The 21,308-nt window shown below is 60.5% G+C and carries 22 protein-coding genes; 17 read left to right on the top strand and 5 right to left on the bottom strand.

The genetic code is table 11. The features are described 5' to 3' along the window. Together ACQ4OE_RS11750 and ACQ4OE_RS11755 are read right to left on the bottom strand one after the other, a co-directional pair. Positions 1-771 (bottom strand): 2OG-Fe(II) oxygenase, encoded by a 771-nt coding sequence (locus ACQ4OE_RS11750; protein WP_430946723.1) that lies wholly within the window; start codon positions 769-771, stop codon positions 1-3. Between the two features lie 90 nt (positions 772-861). After that, positions 862-1,488, bottom strand: a complete 627-nt coding sequence (locus tag ACQ4OE_RS11755) for an alanyl-tRNA editing protein (protein WP_430946724.1) — start codon at positions 1,486-1,488, stop codon at positions 862-864. 91 nt (positions 1,489-1,579) lie between these two features. On the opposite strand from ACQ4OE_RS11755, the gene ACQ4OE_RS11760 reads away from it, so the two are divergent. Then, positions 1,580-2,578: a LysR substrate-binding domain-containing protein gene (locus ACQ4OE_RS11760; protein ID WP_430946725.1), complete on the top strand. Its 999-nt coding sequence runs from the start codon at positions 1,580-1,582 to the stop codon at positions 2,576-2,578. A gap of 60 nt (positions 2,579-2,638) precedes the next feature. Here ACQ4OE_RS11760 and ACQ4OE_RS11765 read toward each other — a convergent pair whose 3' ends face one another. Together ACQ4OE_RS11765 and ACQ4OE_RS11770 are read right to left on the bottom strand one after the other, a co-directional pair. Then, positions 2,639-3,046 (bottom strand): PA2817 family protein, encoded by a 408-nt coding sequence (locus ACQ4OE_RS11765; protein WP_042610681.1) that lies wholly within the window; start codon positions 3,044-3,046, stop codon positions 2,639-2,641. Positions 3,047-3,120: 74 nt separating this feature from the next. Next, positions 3,121-5,568, bottom strand: coding sequence for an acyl-CoA dehydrogenase (locus ACQ4OE_RS11770; RefSeq protein ID WP_430946726.1), 2,448 nt, complete (start codon positions 5,566-5,568; stop codon positions 3,121-3,123). A 248-nt stretch (positions 5,569-5,816) separates the two neighbouring features. Between ACQ4OE_RS11770 and ACQ4OE_RS11775 the strand changes: the two genes are divergently transcribed. The 4 genes from ACQ4OE_RS11775 (at position 5,817) to ACQ4OE_RS11790 (ending at position 8,975) form a co-directional block, all read left to right on the top strand. Continuing rightward, positions 5,817-6,476 carry a transglutaminase-like domain-containing protein gene (locus tag ACQ4OE_RS11775; protein WP_430946727.1) on the top strand — a complete coding sequence of 220 codons (660 nt, stop codon included), beginning with the start codon at positions 5,817-5,819 and terminating at the stop codon, positions 6,474-6,476. 43 nt (positions 6,477-6,519) lie between these two features. After that, positions 6,520-7,143, top strand: coding sequence for a glutathione S-transferase family protein (locus ACQ4OE_RS11780; RefSeq protein WP_430946728.1), 624 nt, complete (start codon positions 6,520-6,522; stop codon positions 7,141-7,143). Positions 7,144-7,266: 123 nt separating this feature from the next. Continuing rightward, positions 7,267-8,199, top strand: coding sequence for an ABC transporter ATP-binding protein (locus ACQ4OE_RS11785; protein WP_122592205.1), 933 nt, complete (start codon positions 7,267-7,269; stop codon positions 8,197-8,199). After that, positions 8,196-8,975 (top strand): ABC transporter permease, encoded by a 780-nt coding sequence (locus tag ACQ4OE_RS11790; protein ID WP_430946729.1) that lies wholly within the window; start codon positions 8,196-8,198, stop codon positions 8,973-8,975. The genes ACQ4OE_RS11785 and ACQ4OE_RS11790 overlap by 4 nt, the downstream gene beginning before the upstream one ends. A gap of 147 nt (positions 8,976-9,122) precedes the next feature. Here ACQ4OE_RS11790 and ACQ4OE_RS11795 read toward each other — a convergent pair whose 3' ends face one another. Further along, the gene (locus ACQ4OE_RS11795) at positions 9,123-9,641 is read right to left on the bottom strand and encodes a DUF2062 domain-containing protein (RefSeq protein ID WP_122592201.1); all 519 of its coding nucleotides are present in this window, start codon (positions 9,639-9,641) and stop codon (positions 9,123-9,125) included. A gap of 136 nt (positions 9,642-9,777) precedes the next feature. Here ACQ4OE_RS11795 and ACQ4OE_RS11800 point away from each other — a divergent pair, with 136 nt between their 5' ends. The 12 genes from ACQ4OE_RS11800 to ACQ4OE_RS11855 all read left to right on the top strand — a co-directional run bounded on the left by ACQ4OE_RS11800 (position 9,778) and on the right by ACQ4OE_RS11855 (position 21,307). Next, on the top strand, positions 9,778-12,012 hold the full coding sequence (locus ACQ4OE_RS11800; protein ID WP_430946730.1) for a DNA internalization-related competence protein ComEC/Rec2: 2,235 nt from the start codon (positions 9,778-9,780) through the stop codon (positions 12,010-12,012). A 101-nt stretch (positions 12,013-12,113) separates the two neighbouring features. After that, the gene (locus ACQ4OE_RS11805; protein ID WP_038364506.1) at positions 12,114-12,749 is read left to right on the top strand and encodes a MotA/TolQ/ExbB proton channel family protein; all 636 of its coding nucleotides are present in this window, start codon (positions 12,114-12,116) and stop codon (positions 12,747-12,749) included. Further along, positions 12,746-13,174: an ExbD/TolR family protein gene (locus ACQ4OE_RS11810; protein WP_122592197.1), complete on the top strand. Its 429-nt coding sequence runs from the start codon at positions 12,746-12,748 to the stop codon at positions 13,172-13,174. Before ACQ4OE_RS11805 ends, ACQ4OE_RS11810 begins: the two co-directional genes overlap by 4 nt. Continuing rightward, a complete protein-coding gene (gene lpxK / locus ACQ4OE_RS11815; RefSeq protein WP_430946731.1) occupies positions 13,174-14,184 on the top strand; it encodes a tetraacyldisaccharide 4'-kinase in 1,011 nt (336 codons plus the stop codon). The genes ACQ4OE_RS11810 and lpxK overlap by 1 nt, the downstream gene beginning before the upstream one ends. A gap of 22 nt (positions 14,185-14,206) precedes the next feature. Beyond that, positions 14,207-14,392 carry a Trm112 family protein gene (locus ACQ4OE_RS11820; protein WP_003174668.1) on the top strand — a complete coding sequence of 62 codons (186 nt, stop codon included), beginning with the start codon at positions 14,207-14,209 and terminating at the stop codon, positions 14,390-14,392. Beyond that, entirely contained in the window at positions 14,389-15,153 is a 765-nt protein-coding gene (gene kdsB / locus ACQ4OE_RS11825) for a 3-deoxy-manno-octulosonate cytidylyltransferase (protein ID WP_430946732.1), read from the top strand. The genes ACQ4OE_RS11820 and kdsB overlap by 4 nt, the downstream gene beginning before the upstream one ends. Continuing rightward, positions 15,153-15,617 (top strand): low molecular weight protein-tyrosine-phosphatase, encoded by a 465-nt coding sequence (locus ACQ4OE_RS11830; protein ID WP_016986041.1) that lies wholly within the window; start codon positions 15,153-15,155, stop codon positions 15,615-15,617. The genes kdsB and ACQ4OE_RS11830 overlap by 1 nt, the downstream gene beginning before the upstream one ends. Next, a complete protein-coding gene (gene murB, locus ACQ4OE_RS11835; protein WP_430946733.1) occupies positions 15,614-16,633 on the top strand; it encodes a UDP-N-acetylmuramate dehydrogenase in 1,020 nt (339 codons plus the stop codon). Before ACQ4OE_RS11830 ends, murB begins: the two co-directional genes overlap by 4 nt. A 312-nt stretch (positions 16,634-16,945) precedes the next feature. Beyond that, positions 16,946-17,416, top strand: coding sequence for a (2Fe-2S)-binding protein (locus tag ACQ4OE_RS11840; protein WP_008086294.1), 471 nt, complete (start codon positions 16,946-16,948; stop codon positions 17,414-17,416). Then, positions 17,413-19,734, top strand: a complete 2,322-nt coding sequence (locus ACQ4OE_RS11845; protein ID WP_430946734.1) for a molybdopterin cofactor-binding domain-containing protein — start codon at positions 17,413-17,415, stop codon at positions 19,732-19,734. Before ACQ4OE_RS11840 ends, ACQ4OE_RS11845 begins: the two co-directional genes overlap by 4 nt. Continuing rightward, the gene (locus ACQ4OE_RS11850) at positions 19,734-20,714 is read left to right on the top strand and encodes an XdhC family protein (protein ID WP_430946735.1); all 981 of its coding nucleotides are present in this window, start codon (positions 19,734-19,736) and stop codon (positions 20,712-20,714) included. The genes ACQ4OE_RS11845 and ACQ4OE_RS11850 overlap by 1 nt, the downstream gene beginning before the upstream one ends. Continuing rightward, the gene (locus ACQ4OE_RS11855) at positions 20,711-21,307 is read left to right on the top strand and encodes a nucleotidyltransferase family protein (RefSeq protein ID WP_430946736.1); all 597 of its coding nucleotides are present in this window, start codon (positions 20,711-20,713) and stop codon (positions 21,305-21,307) included. Before ACQ4OE_RS11850 ends, ACQ4OE_RS11855 begins: the two co-directional genes overlap by 4 nt. The last annotated feature ends 1 nt before the right edge of the window (position 21,308 follow it).

Genomic DNA, 21,308 nt, shown 5'->3' on the forward strand with positions numbered 1-21,308 from the left:
TCAGCTCCAGAAAGTCAGGGGTGAAGCATTGCCGCGATAGCCGACAAAGAAGGAAAGGCTCAAGCGCGGATCCGCCACGCCCGGGGTCACCGAGTGCATGCAGCGCGAATTGAACATGATGAAATCGCCGGGCTCAGGCCGCACCTCAAGGGCCGGTGCGCCGAGCAGTGCCGGGTCGATGCCGTAACTGTCGCCGCGCATCTCGTCGAACTGGTCCGGGCTAATGTCGTCGTCCCACATCTGCAATGCGCCGCCTGCGGTGGGCATGTTCAGGTAGACATTGCAGGCGAACTGCGCCTCCAGGCTGCGCGCCTGAAAGCTTTCCGGGGCGTCCTTGGCAAAGATGTCGTGGTGGGCGAGAAAGCACACACCGGGTTTCACCACGCGGGAAAGGCCGACATACATCTTGCGCCCGTAGAGGTTTTCCAGATGGGCGCCGGCGGGCCAGGATTCATCGAGCATGCAGCGCAAGGTGTCGACCGGCGACGAGTAGGGCGAGCAACGCTGACGCAACTCGGCGATGTTGCGGGTGGCGCGCTCGAAGTAATCTTCGATCAGCAGTGGCTGGTTTTCCGCCTCGTAAAATGCCATGCCGATGCGCCCGATGCTCGGGGCGTTGATGTAGCCCTCAAAACCCGGCGCAAGAATCTTGTCGCCAATCTCGATCGCCAGCGGCGTGGGCAAGAAGCCTTTGACGCGGATGGCGAGGACTTCTTCGTTGGCCAGTTTATTTATGCACGTCTCATCGAGACGCTCGACGTCTAGCATCATGTTGTCTAGGTCCATCTATCGATAGTCAACGGAACCGGCGAGTGCGGTTCCTCCGGCGACGGACGCTGCGCAACGCAGCGCCCGAAATGCTCAATCCACGCTGTAGTGGACGGACAGCGTGCCTTTCTTCTGCGAAAGGGACGCGATCGTGACTGTGCCCAGTTCCTTCAGGCTGCGTACATGGGTGCCGCCGCAGCCATAGGCCGGGAGGTCACCAAAACCGATTTCCCGCGCGCCTTCGCGCAGCGAGGTGAGGCGCGGCAGATCGTGCTCGATCCACTGGCCGATGCCGTGTTGAACGGTCTCCGCTTCGACTTCCTGCGCAGCATCGCCGGGTTTGAATTGCACCCGGCCTTCGTCTGGCCAGTGGTGCGCCTTGATCGGCGTCCAGCCCAAGGCTTGAACGAAATGGCCGATCAGATGCCCGGCCGAATGCATGCGGGTGTTGAAGCGGCGGCGATCTTCATCGACGCGGATGCAGGTCATGCCGATCGCTACCGGTCGGTCGACGAAATGCACGATTCGATCTGGCTCCTGCACCACCCGCAGCACTCGGCTCTCGCCAATCCAGCCGGTATCGCAAGGCTGACCGCCACCCTGCGGATGGAACAATGTGGCGCGCAGTACGACGGCAAATTCATTCTCGTGGGGCGTGCAGTCGAGGACTTCCACGTTCGCCTTGAGGTCATCGCTATGGAAAAACAGGCGAAGCGTCATGTTCCATGCCCTTAGGAAAGTTTCTATTTTTTATTATATGAATCGTGCAATAACGTGATAATCCGTTCAAACATCAAAGGACTTGTGCACTGTGAGCATCAATCTGCCGTTGCCATTGCTGGGTGAAATGGCGATTTTCGTCAAAGTCGTCGAGACCGGCAGCTTCTCTGAAGCGGCCCGGCAACTGGGCTCTTCGCCATCGGCGGTCAGCCGCAGTATCTCGCGTCTGGAAAAAGCCCTGGCCACCCGCTTGCTGCAACGCACCACGCGCAAACTGCGCTTGAGCGACGGCGGGGAGGAGGTGTTCAAGCGCTGCCAGGAGATGGTCAGTGCGGCCAAGTCGGTGATGGAGATCAGTGGCCAGTTCACCCACGAAGCAGAAGGGCTGGTGCGAGTCAGCGTGCCGAAAGCGGTCGGGCGCTTTGTGATCCATCCGCATATGCCGGAATTTCTGCGGCGTTATCCCAAGGTCGATGTCGAGTTGTTGCTGGAGGACCGCCAGGTCGATTTGATCGATGATCATGTCGACCTGGCGATTCGCATCACCGACCGCCCGCCGGCAGGATTGGTCGGGCGGCAACTGTTGACCATCGACCATTTGCTCTGCGCGACGCCGCAATATCTGGCCGAACACGGCACGCCAACCCATCCCCACGACTTGCTCAATCACAGCTGCATTTATCTGGGTGAAACCCCGAGTGATGCGCGCTGGAAATTCAAGAAGGGCAGCAAAGCCGTCACGGTTGGCGTGCGCGGTCGCTATGCCGCCAACCATACCGGCGTGCGTTTGGGCGCGGTGTTGCAACACATCGGTATTGGCAGCCTGCCGTACTTCACCGCGCGTTATGCCTTGGAGCAGAAGTTGATCGTGCAAGTGCTGCCGGACTGGACGTTCCTCGCGTCCTACCACGGCGGACTCTGGCTGCTGCATTCGCCGACGCGGTATCTGCCGCCGAAGTTGCGGGTGTTTATCGATTTTCTGGTGGGGTGCCTGGAGAAAGAGCCGACGTTGAGCAAACCTGGGAAGTCGGGCGATGACAGCACAGTATCGATGGAGTATGAGTTGCCTGAGAGCGAGGGGCTGCTGTAACGCCTGCAAAAAAAAGGCCCGCATGGATCACCCTGCGGGCCTTTTCATAACGAGTGACAATCAGTGCTTGCTGTCCTGAGCGGACATCGCCAGCAACTGTTTTTCCTGATTCCAATCGAACGGTTCATCGTTCTGTTCGGCGTCGTAGCGACGTTCTTCCAGCGCCTGATACAGGTCGATTTCTTCATCGGACAAGTAATGCAGGCAGTCACCGGCGAAGAACCACAGCAGATCCCGCGGGATCAGGTGGGCAATTTGCGGGTAACGGGTAATCACTTGAGTCAGGATGTCCTGGCCCAGGTATTGGCTTTCGATCGGATCGATCGGCAGCGATGCCAGCAGTTCGTCGAAGCGCTCCAGGAACAAGGCATGGCTTTCTTCGGGAACCTGTTCGGCCTCACCTACGGCGACCAGGATACTGCGCAGGTGGTCGAGCAATACAAGATGATCGGCAACGACGTTGGACACGAGATAAGTCCTCAAGAGCAAAACGGGCGCGGGAGTATAAAGCTCCCGCGCCCTCTTGGACATGCCTGTCAGGATCAGCGGACTTTGCCCTCTGCCTGTTTCAGCTCCTCTTTATCGAAATCATCGACATCGATCACTTTGCGTCGCGCCGCTTCGGCATCGCGCAGGCTCTGCGCTTCCACCGGCTGCAGCACGCCGGCTTCCAGCGCCGCATCAATGGCGTGTTCGCCTGCGGTCGGTTTGACCTGACCGCTTTTCAGCGAGGTGTGCAGCTTTTTGTGCAACGGCTGCGCGGCATTCAGCAGGTCGCTGGCATGTTGCAATGCACCGACCGCGTCGTCCGCAGACTGTGGGCGATAGCAACCGGCAAGCAATTCTTCCAGCGCCGGATCGCCCTTGGCGCGACCAATTACGCCAGCCACTTCGGCGCCGAGTTTGTCCGACGGACCTTTGTGACGACGACCAAACGGGAACACGATGACCCGCAGCAGACAGCCGAACACTTTGTTCGGGAAGTTGCTCAGCAGTTCATCCAGCGCTCGTTCCGATTGACCGAGGCTTTCTTCCATCGCCCAACGGAACAATGGCTCCATGTGGGCCGGCGAATCCAGATCGTGATAACGCTTGAGCGCGGCGGAAGCCAGATACAGGTTGCTCAACACATCACCCAGACGTGCCGACAAACGTTCGCGACGTTTCAATTCGCCACCGAGCAGCATCATGCTGAAGTCGGCGAGCATGGCGAACGCTGCAGCCTGACGATTGAGAGCGCGGAAGTAGCCTTGGCTGATCTTGTCGCCGGGCGCACGTTCGAAGTGGCCGAAACCGAGGTTCAGCACCAGCGTGCTGGCGGCGTTGCTCACGGCAAAACCGATGTGTTTGAGCAGCAGGCCGTCAAACTCTTTGAGGGCTTGATCCTTGTCTTCACGACCGGCAAGCGCCATTTCCTTGAGCACGAACGGATGGCAACGAATGGCGCCCTGACCGAAGATCATCAGGTTGCGCGACAGAATGTTCGCGCCCTCCACGGTGATGAAGATCGGCGCACCGTTCCAGCTGCGGCCCAAGTAGTTGTTCGGGCCCATGATGATCGCTTTGCCGCCGTGCACGTCCATCGCGTGGCTGATGCATTCACGACCGCGTTCGGTCAGGTGGTACTTGAGGATCGCTGACAACACCGAAGGTTTTTCGCCCAGATCCACCGCGTTGGCGGTGAGCATCCGCGCGGCGTCCATCATCCACGCGTTGCCGCCGATGCGCGCCATGGCTTCCTGGATGCCTTCGAAAGCCGACAGCGGCACATTGAATTGCTCACGAATCTGCGCGTACTGACCGGTGACCAGGCTGGTGAATTTGGCTGCGCCGGTGCCGACTGCCGGGAGCGAAATCGAACGCCCGACCGACAGGCAGTTCATCAGCATCATCCAGCCTTTGCCGAGCATCTCCTGACCACCGATGAGGTAGTCCAGCGGGATGAACACATCTTTGCCCGAGTTCGGCCCGTTCATGAACGCCGCGCCCAGTGGCAGGTGACGACGGCCGATTTCGACCCCTTCGGTATCGGTCGGAATCAGCGCCAGGCTGATGCCGAGGTCTTCCTTGTCACCCAGCAAATGCTCCGGGTCATAGGCCTTGAAGGCCAGACCGAGCAGGGTGGCCACGGGGCCGAGAGTGATGTAACGCTTTTCCCAGTTCAGGCGCAGGCCGATGACTTCCTGACCTTCCCACTGACCTTTGCAGATGATCCCGGTGTCCGGCATCGCCCCGGCATCGGAACCGGCGAGCGGGCCGGTGAGGGCGAAGCACGGGATGTCGTCGCCGCGAGCCAGTCGTGGCAGGTAATGATTGCGTTGTTCGTCAGTGCCGTAATGCAGCAACAGTTCGGCCGGGCCGAGGGAGTTGGGCACCATCACGGTGGAAGCAAGGTCGCCGCTGCGGGTGGCGAGTTTCATCGCCACTTGCGAGTGGGCGTAAGCCGAGAAGCCTTTGCCGCCAAATTCTTTCGGAATGATCAGGGCAAAAAAGCCGTGTTCCTTGATGTGCGTCCAGGCTTCGGGCGGCAGGTCCATCGCCTGGCCAATCTGCCAGTCAGTGACCATGGCGCAGAGTTCTTCGGTCGGGCCGTCAATGAACGCCTGTTCTTCGTCAGTGAGTTGCACCTTCGGGTAGGCCAGCAGTTTGTCCCAGTCCGGACGGCCGCTGAACAGCTCGCCATCCCACCAGACGGTGCCGGCATCGATTGCGTCGCGCTCGGTCTGCGACATCGGCGGCAGGGTTTTCTGGAACCAGTTGAACAGCGGCGCGGTGAAGTGTTTGCGACGCAGGTCGGGCAGCAACAAAGGCGCGGCGACCACCGCCAGCACGACCCAGAAAACCAGCAGCAGCCAGCCGGGTGCGTGACTGAAAATACCCATCGCCAAGAGGTACACGGCAAAGATGCCCAACGCGGGCAGCGGGGAAATACGCCGGTGGGCGAGATACGCCACGCCGACCAGCAAAACCAGTATCCACAACAACAGCATATTCAGTCCTCCGTGAACCAAGGCAAATCGACCCTCCAGAGCTTAGACCGCATCTGCGAATCAGGGTGGTCAGACCAAGGTGATTGAAATCGTGGGAAACCCCGGATGGTGTTCGTAGGTTCGGTGGGCAACACGTGTGGGAAATCGTTCGGTCATCCCGCGTCTTTGCGTCCAAGTTTGGCCGAAACGTCGTTATCTCTGTGCTTGAGCTGTCGCTAGACTCCAGGCTCATCCAGGAGATTGCCGTCATGCACGAGTATCTGAACCCCGGCCGCTTCATCGATAGTGACCACCCGGCGGTGGTGGAGTTCGCCGAACAACATCGGGGTGCCAGCCGCGATCCGCTGGAGCAGGCGATCAGCCTTTATTACGCCGTACGCGAGGCCGTGCGCTACAACCCCTACACCTTCAGCCGGGATCCGCAGACCTTGTGCGGCAGCTATGCGTTGGCGACGGGGGAGAGCTATTGCGTTCCTAAAGCCACGCTGCTCGCCGCTTGCGCGCGACATTGCGGGATCCCGGCACGGATCGGCCTGGCCGACGTGAAAAATCACCTGTCGACCCCGCGTCTGCTCGAGTTATTGAAAAGCGACATGTTCGCCATGCACGGCTACACCGAGTTTTTTCTCAATGATCGTTGGGTCAAGGCCACCCCCGCGTTCAACCAGAAGCTCTGTGAATTGTTCAACGTCGCGCCGCTGGAATTCGACGGGATCAACGACAGCGTTTTCCATCCGTATAACCGCGACGGCGCGCAGTTGATGGAGTATCTGGTCGATCACGGCCAGTTCGCTGACGTGCCGGAAACCTTCTTCTTCGAACACCTGCAAAAGTGCTATCCGCATCTGTTCACTGATCAACAGCCGTCTTTGCTCGGCGATATGCACAGTGATGTGAGTCGCGTCTGATCCGGCGTATGCTGCCTGCCCACGCATTGGAAAAGAGGCGGTCATGCTGAAGATCTGGGGACGGAAAAACTCATCGAATGTCAGGAAGCCATTGTGGGCCGCCGAGGAACTTGGCCTGGCCTACGAGGCGATTGATGCCGGCGGCGCCTTCGGTGTGGTCGACACAGCCGAGTACCGGGCGATGAACCCGAACGGTCGCGTGCCGGTGATCGAAGACGACGGTTTCGTGCTGTGGGAATCCAACGCCATCGTGCGTTATCTGCTGGCCAAACACGCGCCTGACAGCTCGTGGTATCCAACGGATCCGCAAGCCCGCGCCATGGCTGACAAGTGGATGGACTGGACCACGTCGAGTTTCGCCGGCCCCTTCCGCACGGTGTTCTGGGGTGTCTTGCGCACACCGGCGGATAAGCAGGACTGGGCCGCCATCAACGCCGCGATGAAGGAATGCAGCGAGTTGCTGAGCATGGCCGACGAGGCGTTGGCCGGTCAGCCTTACCTATCCGGCAAAGACATCGGCATGGGCGATATTCCGCTGGGCAGTTTCATTTATGCCTGGTTCGAGATGCCCATCGAACGCACACCGCAAGCGCATCTGCAAGCCTGGTACGAGCGCCTGAAACAGCGTCCGGCCTATCAAAAAGCGGTGATGACCGCGTTGACTTAATACTTACTATCGACACACTTGACTGTACTTGTACGGCGGCGGCAAGCACCATTGCGCACTTGCGCTGCGGTTCGATCCATCGCCGCCGTCTCCTTTTTTCCTTCAATGGTGCGTAAATCAGATATGAGTTCCGCTCTGTCCATCCGGCAGCTAACCAAAACCTACGGCAACGGGTTCCAGGCCTTGAGTGGTATCGATCTGGACGTCGCCGAAGGTGACTTTTTCGCCTTGCTCGGCCCTAACGGTGCCGGCAAATCCACGACCATCGGCATTCTCTCGACCCTGGTGAACAAGACCAGCGGCACGGTGAATATCTTTGGCAATGACCTGGACAAAAATCCTGCACAGCTCAAACGCTCAATCGGCGTAGTGCCCCAGGAATTCAACTTCAACCAGTTCGAAAAGACTTTCGACATCGTCGTGACCCAGGCCGGTTACTACGGCATTCCGGCGAAGATCGCCAAGGAACGCGCCGAGCAGTACCTGACGCAACTGGGCCTGTGGGACAAGCGTGATGTGCCGTCGCGGTCGCTGTCCGGCGGCATGAAACGGCGCTTGATGATTGCCCGCGCGCTGGTGCACGAACCTCGCCTGCTGATCCTCGATGAACCGACCGCAGGCGTCGACATCGAGCTGCGCCGTTCGATGTGGACGTTCCTCACCGAGTTGAACCAGAAAGGCATCACCATCATCCTCACCACGCATTACCTGGAAGAGGCTGAGCAGTTGTGCCGCAACATCGGCATCATCGACCACGGCACCATCGTCGAGAACACCAGCATGAAACAGTTGCTGGGCCAGTTGCACGTCGAAACCTTTTTGCTCGATCTGAAAAACGACTTGAGCGCGGCGCCACAATTGCTCGGCTACCCGGCCCGGTTGATCGACGGCCATACCCTGGAAGTTCAGGTCGACAAGTCGATGGGCATCACGGCGTTGTTCAGCCAATTGGCGCTGCAGAACATTGAAGTGCTGAGCCTGCGCAACAAAACCAATCGCCTCGAGGAGCTGTTCGTGTCCCTGGTGGAGAAAAATCTGTCGAAGGTGGCGGTATGAGTTCTGAATTCCGTCCCAACCTCGTCGCCCTGCAGACCATCGTTTACCGCGAGGTCAAACGCTTCACGCGGATCTGGCCACAGACGCTTCTGCCGCCGGCGATCACCATGGTTCTGTACTTCGTGATCTTCGGTAACCTGATCGGTCGGCAGATCGGCGACATGGGTGGCTTCACCTACATGGAGTACATCGTGCCGGGGCTGATCATGATGTCGGTGATCACCAACTCCTACGGCAACGTGGTCTCGAGCTTCTTCGGCAGCAAGTTCCAGCGCTCCATCGAGGAATTGATGGTTTCGCCGGTGTCGCCGCACACGATTCTGATCGGCTTCACCATTGGCGGCGTATTGCGCGGTTTGATGGTCGGCGTGATCGTGACGATGCTGTCGCTGTTTTTCACCCACTTGCAGGTGCATCACCTCGGCGTGACCATTCTGGTGGTTGTACTGACGGCGACGATCTTCTCGCTGCTGGGCTTCATCAACGCGGTGTTTGCGCGCAACTTCGATGACATTTCGATCATCCCGACGTTCGTCCTGACCCCGCTGACCTACCTGGGTGGCGTGTTCTACTCGATCACCTTGCTGCCGCCGTTCTGGCAAACCGTGTCGCTGGCGAACCCGGTGCTGCACATGGTCAACGCCTTCCGTTACGGCATTCTCGGTGTGTCGGATATCCGCATTGGTATTGCGATCACTTTTATGCTGGTGGCGACGGTGGTGCTGTACCTCGGTTGTGCGCGGTTGCTGGTGAGTGGGCGCGGGATGCGCACCTGATCCGAGACCGCGTCTACCGCTTCGCGAGCAGGCTCGCTCCCACAAGAGATCTTCAGCGCAACATATATCCAATGTGGGAGCGAGCCTGCTCGCGAATGCAGACAACACAAAACAAAACGGCCTCCCACTGCGGAGGCCGTTTTGCATTCAACGCTTTCTGCTTTTCTTGCGCCGCGCCCATTGCCGCGCGACCCACCAGCGCCAGTACATCATCACCAGACAATAGGCGAGGGCGCCGAGCACCAATCCTACAACCACCGAGCCGAGCAAGAATGGCTGCCACAACGTCGACAGCTCACCGCTGATCCATTCCCAGGTCAGCTCATCCGGCAGATGCCGCGCGGGCACGTCCATCAAAAACGCACCGGCCTGATAGGTGCAGAAAAACACCGCTGGCATGGTGATCGGGTTGGTCAGCCAAACCAGGCTCACGGCAATCGGCATGTTGCCGCGCACCGCAACCGCCAGCGCCGCCGCCACGAGCATCTGCGCCGGTATCGGCAGGAAGGCGGCAAACAAACCGACAGCCATCGCCCGCGCGACCGAGTGGCGATTGAGGTGCCAGAGGTTCGGGTCATGCAGCAACTTGCCGAGAAAGCGTAAGGATTTGTGTTCCCTGATGCTCGTCGGGTCGGGCATGTAACGTTTGAATAAGCGCCGGGGCATAAGGCTTCTCGGTCGGTTAAGGCGGCAAGTATGTCTGGATTCTACGAAGCGCCCATTCAGACTTTGTGACAATTGTTGACGACGCAGGTGCCCGACACCCGCTATGCCTAAGTGCGGGACTCTCAAGGACGGGCTTATGCGCACAGGGATGATGGCGCTGGCAGTCGGTCTGCTGGCCCCGATGTTTTTACCGGCATTGCCGTCGGTCGGGTGGATGCTGCTGTTGCCGGTGGTGGGTTTGATGTTGTTGCCGTTTCGCAGCTATCCATTGGCGCTTTTGTTGTTCGGTTTCACCTGGGCTTGCGTGAGTGCGCAGTGGGCGCTGAATGATCGTTTGCCGGCGCATCTGGATGGCGAAACCCGTTGGCTCGAAGGGCGGGTGAGCGGTTTGCCGCAAAACGCCGACGGCGTGGTGCGTTTCGAGTTGGCCGACGCGCAATCACGTCACGGGAAATTACCCACGCTAATGCGTCTGGCGTGGTACGCCGGGCCGCCGGTCAATAGCGGCGAGCGCTGGCGGCTGGCGGTCAAACTCAAGCGTCCCAGCGGTTTGCTCAATCCGCACGCTTTCGATCATGAGGCGTGGCTGTTGGCGCAACGCATCGGTGCGACCGGCACGATCAAGGATGGCCAACGCCTGAGTGAAGCCCGCTGGGCCTGGCGTGACAGCATTCGTCAGCGCTTGCTGGCAGTGGACGCGCAAGGTCGGGCCGGAGCGCTGGCGGCGCTGGTACTCGGCGATGGATCCGGGCTGAGCCGCGAGGATTGGCAGATTCTCCAGGACACCGGCACCGTGCATTTGCTGGTGATTTCCGGCCAGCACATCGGAATGCTGGCGGCGGTGATGTATCTGCTGGTCGCCGGGCTCGCGCGGTATGGCCTGTGGCCGCTGCGTTGGCCGTGGCTGCCGTGGGCCTGTGGGCTGGCATTCGCGGCGGCGCTCGGTTACGGCTTGCTCGCTGGATTTGATGTGCCGGTGCAACGCGCCTGTGTGATGGTCGGGTTGGTGTTGTTGTGGCGTCTGCGTTTTCGTCACCTTGGGGCGTGGTGGCCACTGTTGCTGGCTTTCAATGGCGTGCTGCTGCTCGATCCGCTTGCCAGTCTGCGTCCGGGCTTGTGGCTGTCGTTTGCGGCGGTGGCGGTGCTGATCTTCACCTTTGGCGGTCGCTTGGGCGCGTGGCGCTGGTGGCAGACCTGGACACGCGCGCAGTGGTTGATCGCCATCGGTCTATGTCCGGTGCTGCTTGCGCTGAATCTGCCGATCAGCCTTAGCGGACCGCTGGCGAATCTGTTGGCGGTGCCGTGGGTCAGTCTGCTGGTGCTGCCGCCCGCGCTGCTTGGAACGCTGTTGCTGGCGGTGCCTTACATCGGCGAAGGGTTGCTGTGGTTGGCCGGTGGTTTGATCGATGGGTTGTTTCGCGCTCTGGCGCTGATTGCCGGGCAATGGCCGGCGTGGATTGCACCCTCGATACCTGTTTGGGACTGGGCCATTGGCAGCCTCGGCGCGCTGTTGTTGCTAATGCCGCGGGGTGTGCCGATGCGAGCGCTGGGCTGGCCGTTATTGCTGATTCTGGTGGTGCCGCCGCGTGAGCGACTGAACGAGGGACTGGCCGATGTCTGGCAGCTCGATGTCGGCCAGGGTCTGGCAATCCTGATCAGAACCCGTCACCACACGTTGCTGTATGACGCCGGGCCGCGTTTTGGCGATTTCGACCTCGGCGAGCGCGTCGTACTGCCCGCAATGCGCAAACTCAGCGTTAAAAAACTTGATCTGATGCTGCTCAGCCATGCGGACGCCGATCATGCCGGCGGCGCTTTGGCGATCAAACGTCATTTGGCCGTCGATCAAGTGATCAGTGGCGACCCGGCCGGACTGCCCGCGCAATTGAGCGCCGAAGCGTGTGAAAGCGGCCAACAATGGCAGTGGGACGGCGTGCGCTTTCAACTCTGGATGTGGTCGCAAGCCCACGACAGCAATCAGCGCTCCTGCGTGTTGCAGATTGAAGCCAACGGTGAGCGGCTGCTGCTGACCGGCGATATCGACACCCACGCCGAACGTGACCTGCTCGACAGTCCCTTGGCAGTGCCGACGCAATGGCTGCAGGCGCCTCACCACGGTAGCCGCAGTTCCTCGTCAATGGCCTTGCTCAAAGCCTTGCAGCCCGAGTCGGTGCTGATCTCCCGAGGCCACGGCAACTCCTTCGGCCATCCGCACCCGACGGTGCTGGCGCGCTACCGCAAACAAGGTCTGCGCATTTACGACAGCGCCGAGCAGGGCGCCATTCATCTGCAATTGGGTAGCTTCAAAGCGCCGCGGACGATGCGCCAACAGCGGCGTTTCTGGCGCGATCCGCCGACGCTCGCCCGTTGATCGGTGCCAGTATGGATGGCACATCACGGTCGTCGGGCCAGCGGGTCTTAATCGCGGATCGGTATGGTAAAGTGGCGCACTTTCTCGAGGGGACTGTCACTGTGTGGGAATTGGTCAAATCCGGCGGCTGGATGATGTTGCCGATCATTCTGAGTTCCATCGCGGCCATGGCGATCGTCGCCGAGCGCCTGTGGACACTGCGCGCCAGTCGCGTTACCCCTGAGCATTTGCTGGGTCAGGTCTGGGTCTGGATCAAGGACAAGCAGCTCAACAAAGAAAAACTCAAGGAATTGCGCGCCAATTCGCCGCTGGGGGAAATCCTCGCCGCCGGTCTGGCCAACTCCAAGCATGGTCGCGAGATCATGAAAGAGTGCATTGAAGAGGCCGCCGCCCGCGTCATCCATGAGCTCGAGCGCTACGTCAATGCGCTGGGCACCATCGCTGCGATGTCGCCGTTGCTCGGCCTGCTGGGTACGGTGCTGGGCATGATCGATATTTTCAGCGCCTTCACCGGTTCCGGTATGACTACCAATGCCTCGGTATTGGCCGGGGGTATTTCCAAAGCGCTGATCACCACCGCTGCAGGCCTGATGGTCGGTATTCCAGCGGTGTTCTTCCACCGGTTCCTGCAACGCCGCATTGATGAACTGGTGGTGGGCATGGAGCAGGAAGCGATCAAACTGGTTGAAGTGGTGCAGGGTGACCGTGACGTCGACCTGGCCGAGGGCCGCGTGTGAAATTCCGTCGCAAGCCTCGGGAAACGATCGACATCAACCTCGCTTCGTTGATCGACGTGGTGTTCATCCTGCTGCTGTTTTTCGTCGTGACCACCACGTTCACTCGCGAAACCCAGTTGCGCGTAGACCTGCCGGAAGCGGTCAGCGGCTCGCCGGCTGAAGATCAGCAGCTCAAACAACTGGATGTCGCGATCAGTGCTGAAGGCGTGTTTTCGGTGAACAACAAGATCCTGCCGAAAAACGATCTGGCGACCTTGATGGAAGCCATGCAGAAAGAAGCCAACGGTGACACCAACATGCCGTTGTCGATCAGCGCCGACGGCAAGACTCAGCATCAATCAGTGATCACCGCCATGGACGCGGCCGGCAAGCTCGGTTTCAGCCATCTGCGCATGACCACGGTTGAGGCTGCGCCGAAATCCTGATGAGCCTGTCCGATCGCTTGCTCGCCGCGTGGTACCAGGGGCACCCGGCTCTGGCGTTGCTGCGGCCGCTGGAGTCGTTGTACCGCCGGGTAGTGATCAACAAGCGTCAGCGTTTTCTCGACGGTGAAGGCGAGATCTACCAGCCGCCGGTGCCGTTGATCGTGGTCGGCAACATTACCGTCGGCGGCACCGGCAAAACGCCGATGATTCTCTGGCTGATTGAGCATTGCCGACGCCGTGGTTTGCGCGTCGGTGTGGTCAGCCGCGGCTACGGCGCCAAGCCGCCGCACTTGCCATGGCGGGTTGAAGCAGATCAGACCGCCGACATCGCTGGCGACGAACCGCTGCTGATCGTCCAGCGCACCGGCGTGCCCTTGATGATCGATCCTGATCGCAGCGCCGCCGTCAAAGCCTTGCTCGCCAGCGAACCGCTGGATCTGATTCTCTCCGATGACGGCATGCAGCATTACCGTCTGGCGCGGGATCTGGAGCTGGTGTTGATCGATGCCGCGCGTGGCCTCGGCAATAAACGCTGCCTGCCTGCGGGGCCGTTGCGCGAACCGATCGAGCGTCTGCAAAGCGTCGACGGCGTACTGTTCAACGGCGCCACTGCCGATCGCGATGACGGTTTCGCTTTCCATCTGCAACCGACTGCGCTGGTCAACCTGCGCAGCGGCGAGCGCAAACCGCTCGATCATTTTCCGTCCGGTCAAAACGTGCACGCGGTCGCCGGGATCGGCAATCCGCAACGTTTCTTCAATTCCCTCGAAGCGCTAGACTGGCGAGCAGTCCCGCATGCGTTTGCCGACCACGCCGAATACAGCGTGCAGGCGTTGAATTTCACACCGTCATTGCCAGTGGTGATGACCGAAAAGGACGCGGTGAAGTGCCGTGCCTTCGCTGCTGCCGAGTGGTGGTATCTGGCGGTCGATGCCGTGCCGTCGCCGGCCTTTGTGGCCTGGTTCGACACACAGCTGATGCGCCTGCTACCCGATCGGCTTTTGCCTTAATTCTTTTATCCAGGGAAAGTTCATGGACACCAAATTGCTCGACATCCTCGCGTGCCCGATCTGCAAAGGCCCGCTCAAGCTCAGCGCCGACAAGACCGAGCTGATCAGCAAGGGCGCCGGCCTGGCCTATCCGATCCGCGACGGCATCCCAGTGATGCTCGAAAGCGAAGCCCGCACCCTGACCACCGACGAGCGTCTGGATAAATGACCACCGCCTTCACCGTTGTCATCCCGTCGCGTTACGCCTCGACCCGTCTCCCGGGCAAGCCGCTGCTGGACATCGCCGGCAAACCGATGATCCAGCATGTCTGGGAACAGGCGAGCAAAAGCAGCGCGACCCGCGTGGTGGTTGCCACTGACGATGCGCGCATTGTCGAGGCCTGCAAGGCTTTTGGCGCCGAAGTGGTGCTGACCCGTGAAGATCACAATTCCGGCACTGATCGTCTGGCCGAAGTCGCGGCGAAACTGGGCCTTGAGCTCGACGCGATCGTGGTCAACGTCCAGGGTGATGAGCCGCTGATCCCGCCAAGCGTGATCGATCAGGTCGCCGCCAACCTCGCCGCTCACACCGAAGCGCGCATGGCCACCCTGGCCGAGCCGATCGAAGACGTCGACACCCTGTTCAATCCGAACGTGGTCAAGGTCGTTAGCGACATCAACGGTCTGGCGCTGACCTTCAGTCGTGCCACGTTACCGTGGGCACGCGATGCCTTCGCCAAGAGCCGCGAGCAATTGCCGGAAGGTGTGCCATACCGTCGCCACATCGGCATTTATGCCTACCGCGCCGGTTTCCTTCAGGACTTCGTGAGTTGGGGCCCGTGCTGGCTGGAAAACACCGAATCCCTTGAACAGCTGCGTGCCCTGTGGCACGGCGTGCGCATTCACGTTGCCGACGCGTTGATCGCGCCGCCGACCGGTGTCGACACTGTCGAAGACCTCGAGCGCGTTCGTCGCCTGCTGGGGGCTTGATGCGCGTTCTGTTTGTGTGCCTGGGCAACATTTGCCGTTCGCCCACGGCCGAAGGGGTTTTGCGCCACAAATTGCGTGAAGCGGGGCTGGCGGATCAGGTCGAAGTGGCCTCCGCCGGCACCGGTGACTGGCACGTCGGCAACCCGCCGGACAAGCGCAGTCAGGCTGCGGCGAAAGTGCGTGGATATGACCTGTCGGCGCAACGCGCGCAGCAGGTCAGCCGTGCTGATTTCGCCAGTTACGACCTGATTCTGGCCATGGACAACAGCAACCTGCGCAACCTCAAAGCCCTGCAACCGTCCACCGGCAAAGCCGAGCTGGATCTGTTCCTGCGCCGTTATGCCGGTGTGGTCGATGAAGTGCCGGATCCGTACTACGACGGCGATCAGGGCTTCGAGCAAGTGCTGGATCTGATCGAAGCGGCTTGTGACCAATTGCTGATCGAAGTGAAGGGCCGGTTATGAGTTTGCAGGTGCAACCGCAGGTTTCCCTGAAACCGTTCAACAGTTTTGGTGTGGACGTGCGCGCGCAACTGTTCGCTGAAGCCCATAGCGACGCCGATGTCCGTGAAGCACTGGCGTATGCCACCGCGCACGATGTGCCGTTGCTGGTGATCGGCGGTGGCAGCAACTTGCTGCTGACCGCGGATATCCCGGCGCTGGTCCTGCGCATGGCGACACGCGGGATCCGCGTGATCAGCGATGACGGCAACCGCGTGGTGATCGAGGCGGAAGCGGGCGAACCGTGGCATCCGTTCGTGCAGCACACGTTGGCGCTGGGCTTCTCCGGGCTGGAAAATCTCAGCCTGATCCCGGGCACCGTTGGCGCCGCACCGATGCAGAACATTGGCGCTTACGGTGTCGAGATCAAGGATGTGTTCGCCGGGCTCACCGCGTTGGACCGCCACACCGGCGAGCTGCGCGATTTCACTCTGGAAGAATGCAACTTTGCCTACCGCGACAGCCTGTTCAAGCAGCAGCCGGGACGCTGGCTGATCCTGCGGGTGCGCTTCACGCTTAATCGCGTGGCGCATTTGCATCTGGAATATGGCCCGGTGCGTCAGCGCCTGAGCGAGCAGGGCATCGAGCAACCGACGCCGACCGATGTCAGCCGTGCGATCTGCAGCATCCGCAGCGAAAAACTGCCGGATCCGGCGGTGCTCGGCAATGCCGGCAGCTTCTTCAAGAACCCGCTGGTGTCGGCGGCCATCGTCACGCAGATCAAAGCGCAGCACCCGGATGTGGTGGCTTACGCGCAGCCGGACGGCCAGATGAAGTTGGCCGCTGGTTGGTTGATCGAGCGCGCCGGCTGGAAAGGTTTCCGCGAAGCCGATGCCGGCGTGCATAAATTGCAGGCGCTGGTGCTGGTCAATTACGGCACCGCGACCGGCCTGCAATTGTTCGATCTGGCGCAACGTATCCAGAAAGACATTGCCGAACGTTTCAATGTCGACCTGGAAATGGAGCCCAATCGGTATTGAAGCAGCTGCGAGCTTCAAGCTTCTAGCGGCAAGCTACAATCTTGAGCGTGAGCCAGCTACTGCTTTTACTTGCGGCTTGTAGCTAAACGCTCGCCACTGAAAAGCCCTGTCTCAGCAGGGCTTTTTCGTTAATGCTGGGTTAACTTAGCGAGCTAACGATAACCGTCATTTGCTCCACCAAAGGCCCGGTGCAGACGTTCGCGTCGACACAAGAGAGCCTCATTAGCCTGAGTCGATCTGCGTGAACCACCGCCGATGCAACGGCGGCAGATTGCTCGACCCCATAACCACCAACAATATGCGGGCGTGCCCATGATTACCCTGAAACTCAATGGTCAAGACCATCCCCTTGATGTCACGGAAGACATGCCGCTGCTCTGGGCCATCCGCGACGTCGCCGGTTACAACGGCACCAAATTCGGCTGCGGTATGGGCCTGTGTGGTGCCTGCACCATTCACATCGACGGTCTGCCGGCACGCAGTTGCATCACGCCGATCGGCTCGGTGATCGGGCAGAACGTCACCACCATCGACAACCTGCATGCCGACCCCGTCGGGCAAGTCGTCCAGCAAGCCTGGCTCGACACGGCGGTCGCGCAGTGCGGTTTCTGTCAGGGCGGGCAAATCATGTCGGCCACCGCATTGCTCAAAACCAATCCGAACCCGAGCGACGAGCAGATCGAAGAAGCCATGGTCGGCAACATCTGCCGCTGCGGCACTTATAACCGCATCAAAACCGCGATCCGCCAAGCCTCCACGCATTTGAAGGAGGCGAAAGCATGAGTCGCCTTCCGAACGATTTCGCCCTGAGCAATCTCAGTCGCCGCGGTTTCCTCAAAGGCGTCGGCGCGACGGGCGCGTTGGTGCTTGCCGCGAGTTGGGGTTGGCAGGATGCGCTGGCCGACGAGAAAGAAAAGAAATTCGGCGCTGACGGCATGCCCAACGGCTGGATCGATGATCCGAAAGTTTATGTGAGCATTGCGGCTGACGGCACTGTCACCGTGGTCTGCAATCGCTCGGAGATGGGCCAGGGCGTGCGTACCAGTCTGACCATGGTCGTTGCCGATGAGCTGGACGCCGATTGGGCCAAGGTCAAAGTGCAGCAGGCGCCGGGCGACGAAGTGCGTTTCGGCAATCAGGACACCGACGGCTCGCGCAGCATGCGGCACTGGTACGAACCGATGCGGCGTTGCGGCGCTGCGGCCCGGACGATGCTCGAACAAGCGGCGGCCGCGCAGTGGAAAGTGCCGGTCGGCGAATGCCACGCGCAACTGCACAAAGTCATTCACCAGCCATCCGGGCGTGAGCTGGGTTACGGCGAACTCGCCGCCGCAGCCAGTGCGTTGACGGTGCCTGCGCGTGACAGCCTGCGCCTCAAGCAACCATCGGAATTTCGCTACATCGGCAAGGAAGGCACCAAAGCCATCGATGGCGACGACATCGTCAACGGCCGCGCCGTGTACGGTGCCGACGTGCATTTCGACGGCATGTTGTTCGCGACCATTGCCCGTCCGGCCGTATATGGCGGCAAGGTCAAATCGGTGGATGACAGCGCTGCACTGAAAGTCCCCGGTGTGCTTAAAGTGATTCAAATTGAAGGTCGTCCGTTGCCTTCTGAGTTTCAGCCATTGGGCGGCGTGGCCGTCGTGGCCAGCAACACCTGGGCGGCGATCAAGGGCCGCGAGGCGTTGAAAATCGAGTGGGACGATGGCCCGAATGCCAGTTACGACTCGATTGCCTATCGCAAGGAGCTCGAAGCCGCCTCGCTGAAGCCCGGCAAAGTGGTGCGCAACACCGGCGATATCGACAAGGCCTTGAGCAGCGCCGCGAGTACGCTCGAAGCGTCTTACTATCTGCCGCACCTGGCGCAGTCGCCGATGGAGCCGATGGTTGCCATCGCCCGTTACAAGGATGGCGTCTGCGAAGCCTGGGCACCGAGTCAGGCGCCGCAAGTCACCCGCGAACGCATTAGCGAGCGTCTGGGTCTGCCGTTCGACAATGTCACCTTCAATGTCACGCTGCTGGGCGGCGGTTTCGGTCGTAAATCCAAACCGGACTTCGTCGTTGAAGCAGCGATTCTTGCCAAAGAGTTTCCCGGCAAAGCAGTGCGGGTGCAGTGGACCCGTGAAGACGATATCCATAACTCGTATTTCCACACGGTGTCCGCCGAATATCTCAAGGCTGGCGTCGGCAAGGACGGCATGCCGGCGGGCTGGTTGCATCGCACGGTGGCGCCGAGCATCACCGCGCTGTTTGCCCCGGGCATGAACCATGAAGCGGCATTCGAGCTGGGCATGGGGTTTACCAACATGGCCTACGCGATCCCCAACGTGCGTCTGGAAAACCCGGAGGCGACCGTGCATACGCGGGTGGGCTGGTATCGCTCGGTGTCGAACATTCCCCATGGTTTCGCCATCCAGAGTTTTGTCGATGAACTGGCGCACAAGGCCGGCGAAGATCCGCTCAAGTATCAGATCAAGCTGCTCGGCCCGGATCGGCAGATCGACCCGCGCACGTTAAGTGAAGAGTGGAACTACGGCGAATCTCCCGAGCGTTATCCGATCGACACCGGACGCATGCGCACCGTGCTGGAAACCGCCGCGAAGGCCGCCGGTTGGGGGCGTAAACTGCCCAAGGGCCGTGGTCTTGGCCTCGCCGTGCATTACAGTTTCGTCACCTATGTGGCGGCGGTGATCGAAGTTGAAGTCAAGGACGACGGCACGCTGATCGTGCACAAGGCTGATATCGCCGTGGATTGCGGGCCGCAGATCAACCCTGAGCGTATTCGCTCGCAGTTCGAGGGTGCGTGTGTGATGGGGCTGGGCAACGCGGTGCTGGGTGAAATCAGCTTCAAGGACGGCAAGGTCCAGCAGGACAACTTCCATATGTACGAAGTGGCGCGCATGTCGCTGGCACCGAAGGAGGTCGCGGTGCATCTGGTGACGCCACCGGGCGATGTACCGTTGGGTGGCGTTGGTGAGCCGGGCGTACCGCCGATTGCCCCGGCGCTGTGCAATGCGATTTACGCCGCCACCGGCAAGCGTATTCGTAACCTGCCGGTACGCTATCAGTTGCAGGGCTGGCAGAAGGCAGACGCCTGATGGACAGCGTCGACCTCAACGTCTTGCGCAGTGTCCTTGAGTGGCGCCGCGCGGGGCAGCGGGTGGTGTTGTTCAGCGTGGTGCAGACCTGGGGCACCGCGCCAAGATCACCCGGTGCGATGCTCGCCTTGCGCGAGGATGGCGTGGTGATTGGTTCGGTGTCGGGCGGCTGTGTCGAGGATGACTTGATCGCCCGTTTGCACGACGGCCGCATCGCCACCGACGGGCCGCCGGTGCAATTGATCACTTACGGCGTGACACGTGAAGAGGCAGCGCGATTTGGCTTGCCTTGCGGTGGCACGTTGCGCCTGACCGAGGAACGCGTGGGTGATCCGGCGTGGGTGGCTGACTTGCTCGCACGTTGTGAGGCCCATGAGATTGTTGCCCGTGAGCTGAACATCGAAACGGGCGAAGTGGTTTTGACGGCGGCAGGCAAAAGCGATTCGCTGGCGTTCGACGGCAAAACCCTGCGTGCGATTTACGGCCCGCGTTGGCGTCTGCTGCTGATCGGCGCCGGGCAATTGTCGCGCTATGTGGCGGACATGGCACGATTGCTGGATTTCGAGGTGCTGATTTGCGATCCGCGCACCGAGTTTGTGTATGGCTGGGAAGAGCATCACGGTCGTTTTGTCCCGGGGATGCCGGATGACGCGGTGTTGAGCATCCAGACCGACGAACGCACAGCGATTGTCGCGTTGACCCATGATCCGCGTCTGGATGACATGGCCCTGCTGACGGCGCTCGACTCGCCAGCCTTCTACGTTGGTGCGCTCGGTTCGCGGGTCAACAGCCAGAAGCGCCGGGAGAATCTGGCTCAGCTAGGCTTGTCGGTACAGGCGATCGATCGACTGCATGGTCCGATCGGTCTGCACATTGGCAGTCATTCGCCTGCGGAAATTGCCCTGTCCTTGCTGGCGGAGATCGTCGCGATCAAGAACGGCGTCGAACTGAAACAGAAGAAAACTTTGGAGGACGCATGAGTCGATCCATCGCAGTGATTGTGCTGGCGGCAGGCGAGGGCAGCCGCTTTCGCCAGGTGGCGGGTGCGGACAAGGACAAGTTGCTGGCCGATTGCACCGGGCGTGATGGCGCGGTGCGTTCGGTGATCGAGCAAGTGTTGGTTAATCTGCCGGCCAGTCTTGATAAGCGCGTGTTGGTGACAACTGAGGCGCGACCCCAAGCGATGCGCATGGCGCAGGCGTATGGCTGCGATATCGTTTCGATTGAATCGACCGGAATAGGTGACAGCATTGCCGCCGGTGTTGCGGCTTGCCCGGACGCCGATGGCTGGTTGATTGTGCTGGGGGATATGCCGTTTATCTTGCCATCGAGTATTGAACGAGTCGTTGCGGCCATTGCAGATGATGCGGTGAGCGTGCCGGTGCAGGATGGCGAGTTTGGCCATCCGGTCGGATTTGGCCGCGCGTTTGGTGCGGGGTTGCTGGCGTTGAGCGGTGATCGTGGGGCCAGACCGTTGTTCGCGCAGGGCAGGGTGGTGGAGGTTGCCGTCGATGATCCAGGTGTGCTGTGGGATATCGATGTGCCTGACTTTCTGGTGTTCACCCAATCCTGAG

This window comes from Pseudomonas sp. WC2, assembly GCF_050586545.1.
Taxonomy (GTDB): domain Bacteria; phylum Pseudomonadota; class Gammaproteobacteria; order Pseudomonadales; family Pseudomonadaceae; genus Aquipseudomonas.

What these genes read in the sequence shown, in the direction of transcription:
- ACQ4OE_RS11750 (WP_430946723.1), bottom strand. Translation starts at nt 771, where the DNA reads ATGATGCTAGACGTCGAGCGTCTCGATGAGACGTGCATAAATAAACTG.
- ACQ4OE_RS11755 (WP_430946724.1), bottom strand. Translation starts at nt 1,488, where the DNA reads ATGACGCTTCGCCTGTTTTTCCATAGCGATGACCTCAAGGCGAACGTG.
- ACQ4OE_RS11770 (WP_430946726.1), bottom strand. Translation starts at nt 5,568, where the DNA reads ATGCTGTTGTTGTGGATACTGGTTTTGCTGGTCGGCGTGGCGTATCTC.
- ACQ4OE_RS11775 (WP_430946727.1), top strand. Translation starts at nt 5,817, where the DNA reads ATGCACGAGTATCTGAACCCCGGCCGCTTCATCGATAGTGACCACCCG.
- ACQ4OE_RS11780 (WP_430946728.1), top strand. Translation starts at nt 6,520, where the DNA reads ATGCTGAAGATCTGGGGACGGAAAAACTCATCGAATGTCAGGAAGCCA.
- ACQ4OE_RS11785 (WP_122592205.1), top strand. Translation starts at nt 7,267, where the DNA reads ATGAGTTCCGCTCTGTCCATCCGGCAGCTAACCAAAACCTACGGCAAC.
- ACQ4OE_RS11790 (WP_430946729.1), top strand. Translation starts at nt 8,196, where the DNA reads ATGAGTTCTGAATTCCGTCCCAACCTCGTCGCCCTGCAGACCATCGTT.
- ACQ4OE_RS11795 (WP_122592201.1), bottom strand. Translation starts at nt 9,641, where the DNA reads ATGCCCCGGCGCTTATTCAAACGTTACATGCCCGACCCGACGAGCATC.
- ACQ4OE_RS11800 (WP_430946730.1), top strand. Translation starts at nt 9,778, where the DNA reads ATGCGCACAGGGATGATGGCGCTGGCAGTCGGTCTGCTGGCCCCGATG.
- lpxK (WP_430946731.1), top strand. Translation starts at nt 13,174, where the DNA reads ATGAGCCTGTCCGATCGCTTGCTCGCCGCGTGGTACCAGGGGCACCCG.
- ACQ4OE_RS11820 (WP_003174668.1), top strand. Translation starts at nt 14,207, where the DNA reads ATGGACACCAAATTGCTCGACATCCTCGCGTGCCCGATCTGCAAAGGC.
- kdsB (WP_430946732.1), top strand. Translation starts at nt 14,389, where the DNA reads ATGACCACCGCCTTCACCGTTGTCATCCCGTCGCGTTACGCCTCGACC.
- ACQ4OE_RS11830 (WP_016986041.1), top strand. Translation starts at nt 15,153, where the DNA reads ATGCGCGTTCTGTTTGTGTGCCTGGGCAACATTTGCCGTTCGCCCACG.
- murB (WP_430946733.1), top strand. Translation starts at nt 15,614, where the DNA reads ATGAGTTTGCAGGTGCAACCGCAGGTTTCCCTGAAACCGTTCAACAGT.
- ACQ4OE_RS11840 (WP_008086294.1), top strand. Translation starts at nt 16,946, where the DNA reads ATGATTACCCTGAAACTCAATGGTCAAGACCATCCCCTTGATGTCACG.
- ACQ4OE_RS11845 (WP_430946734.1), top strand. Translation starts at nt 17,413, where the DNA reads ATGAGTCGCCTTCCGAACGATTTCGCCCTGAGCAATCTCAGTCGCCGC.
- ACQ4OE_RS11850 (WP_430946735.1), top strand. Translation starts at nt 19,734, where the DNA reads ATGGACAGCGTCGACCTCAACGTCTTGCGCAGTGTCCTTGAGTGGCGC.
- ACQ4OE_RS11855 (WP_430946736.1), top strand. Translation starts at nt 20,711, where the DNA reads ATGAGTCGATCCATCGCAGTGATTGTGCTGGCGGCAGGCGAGGGCAGC.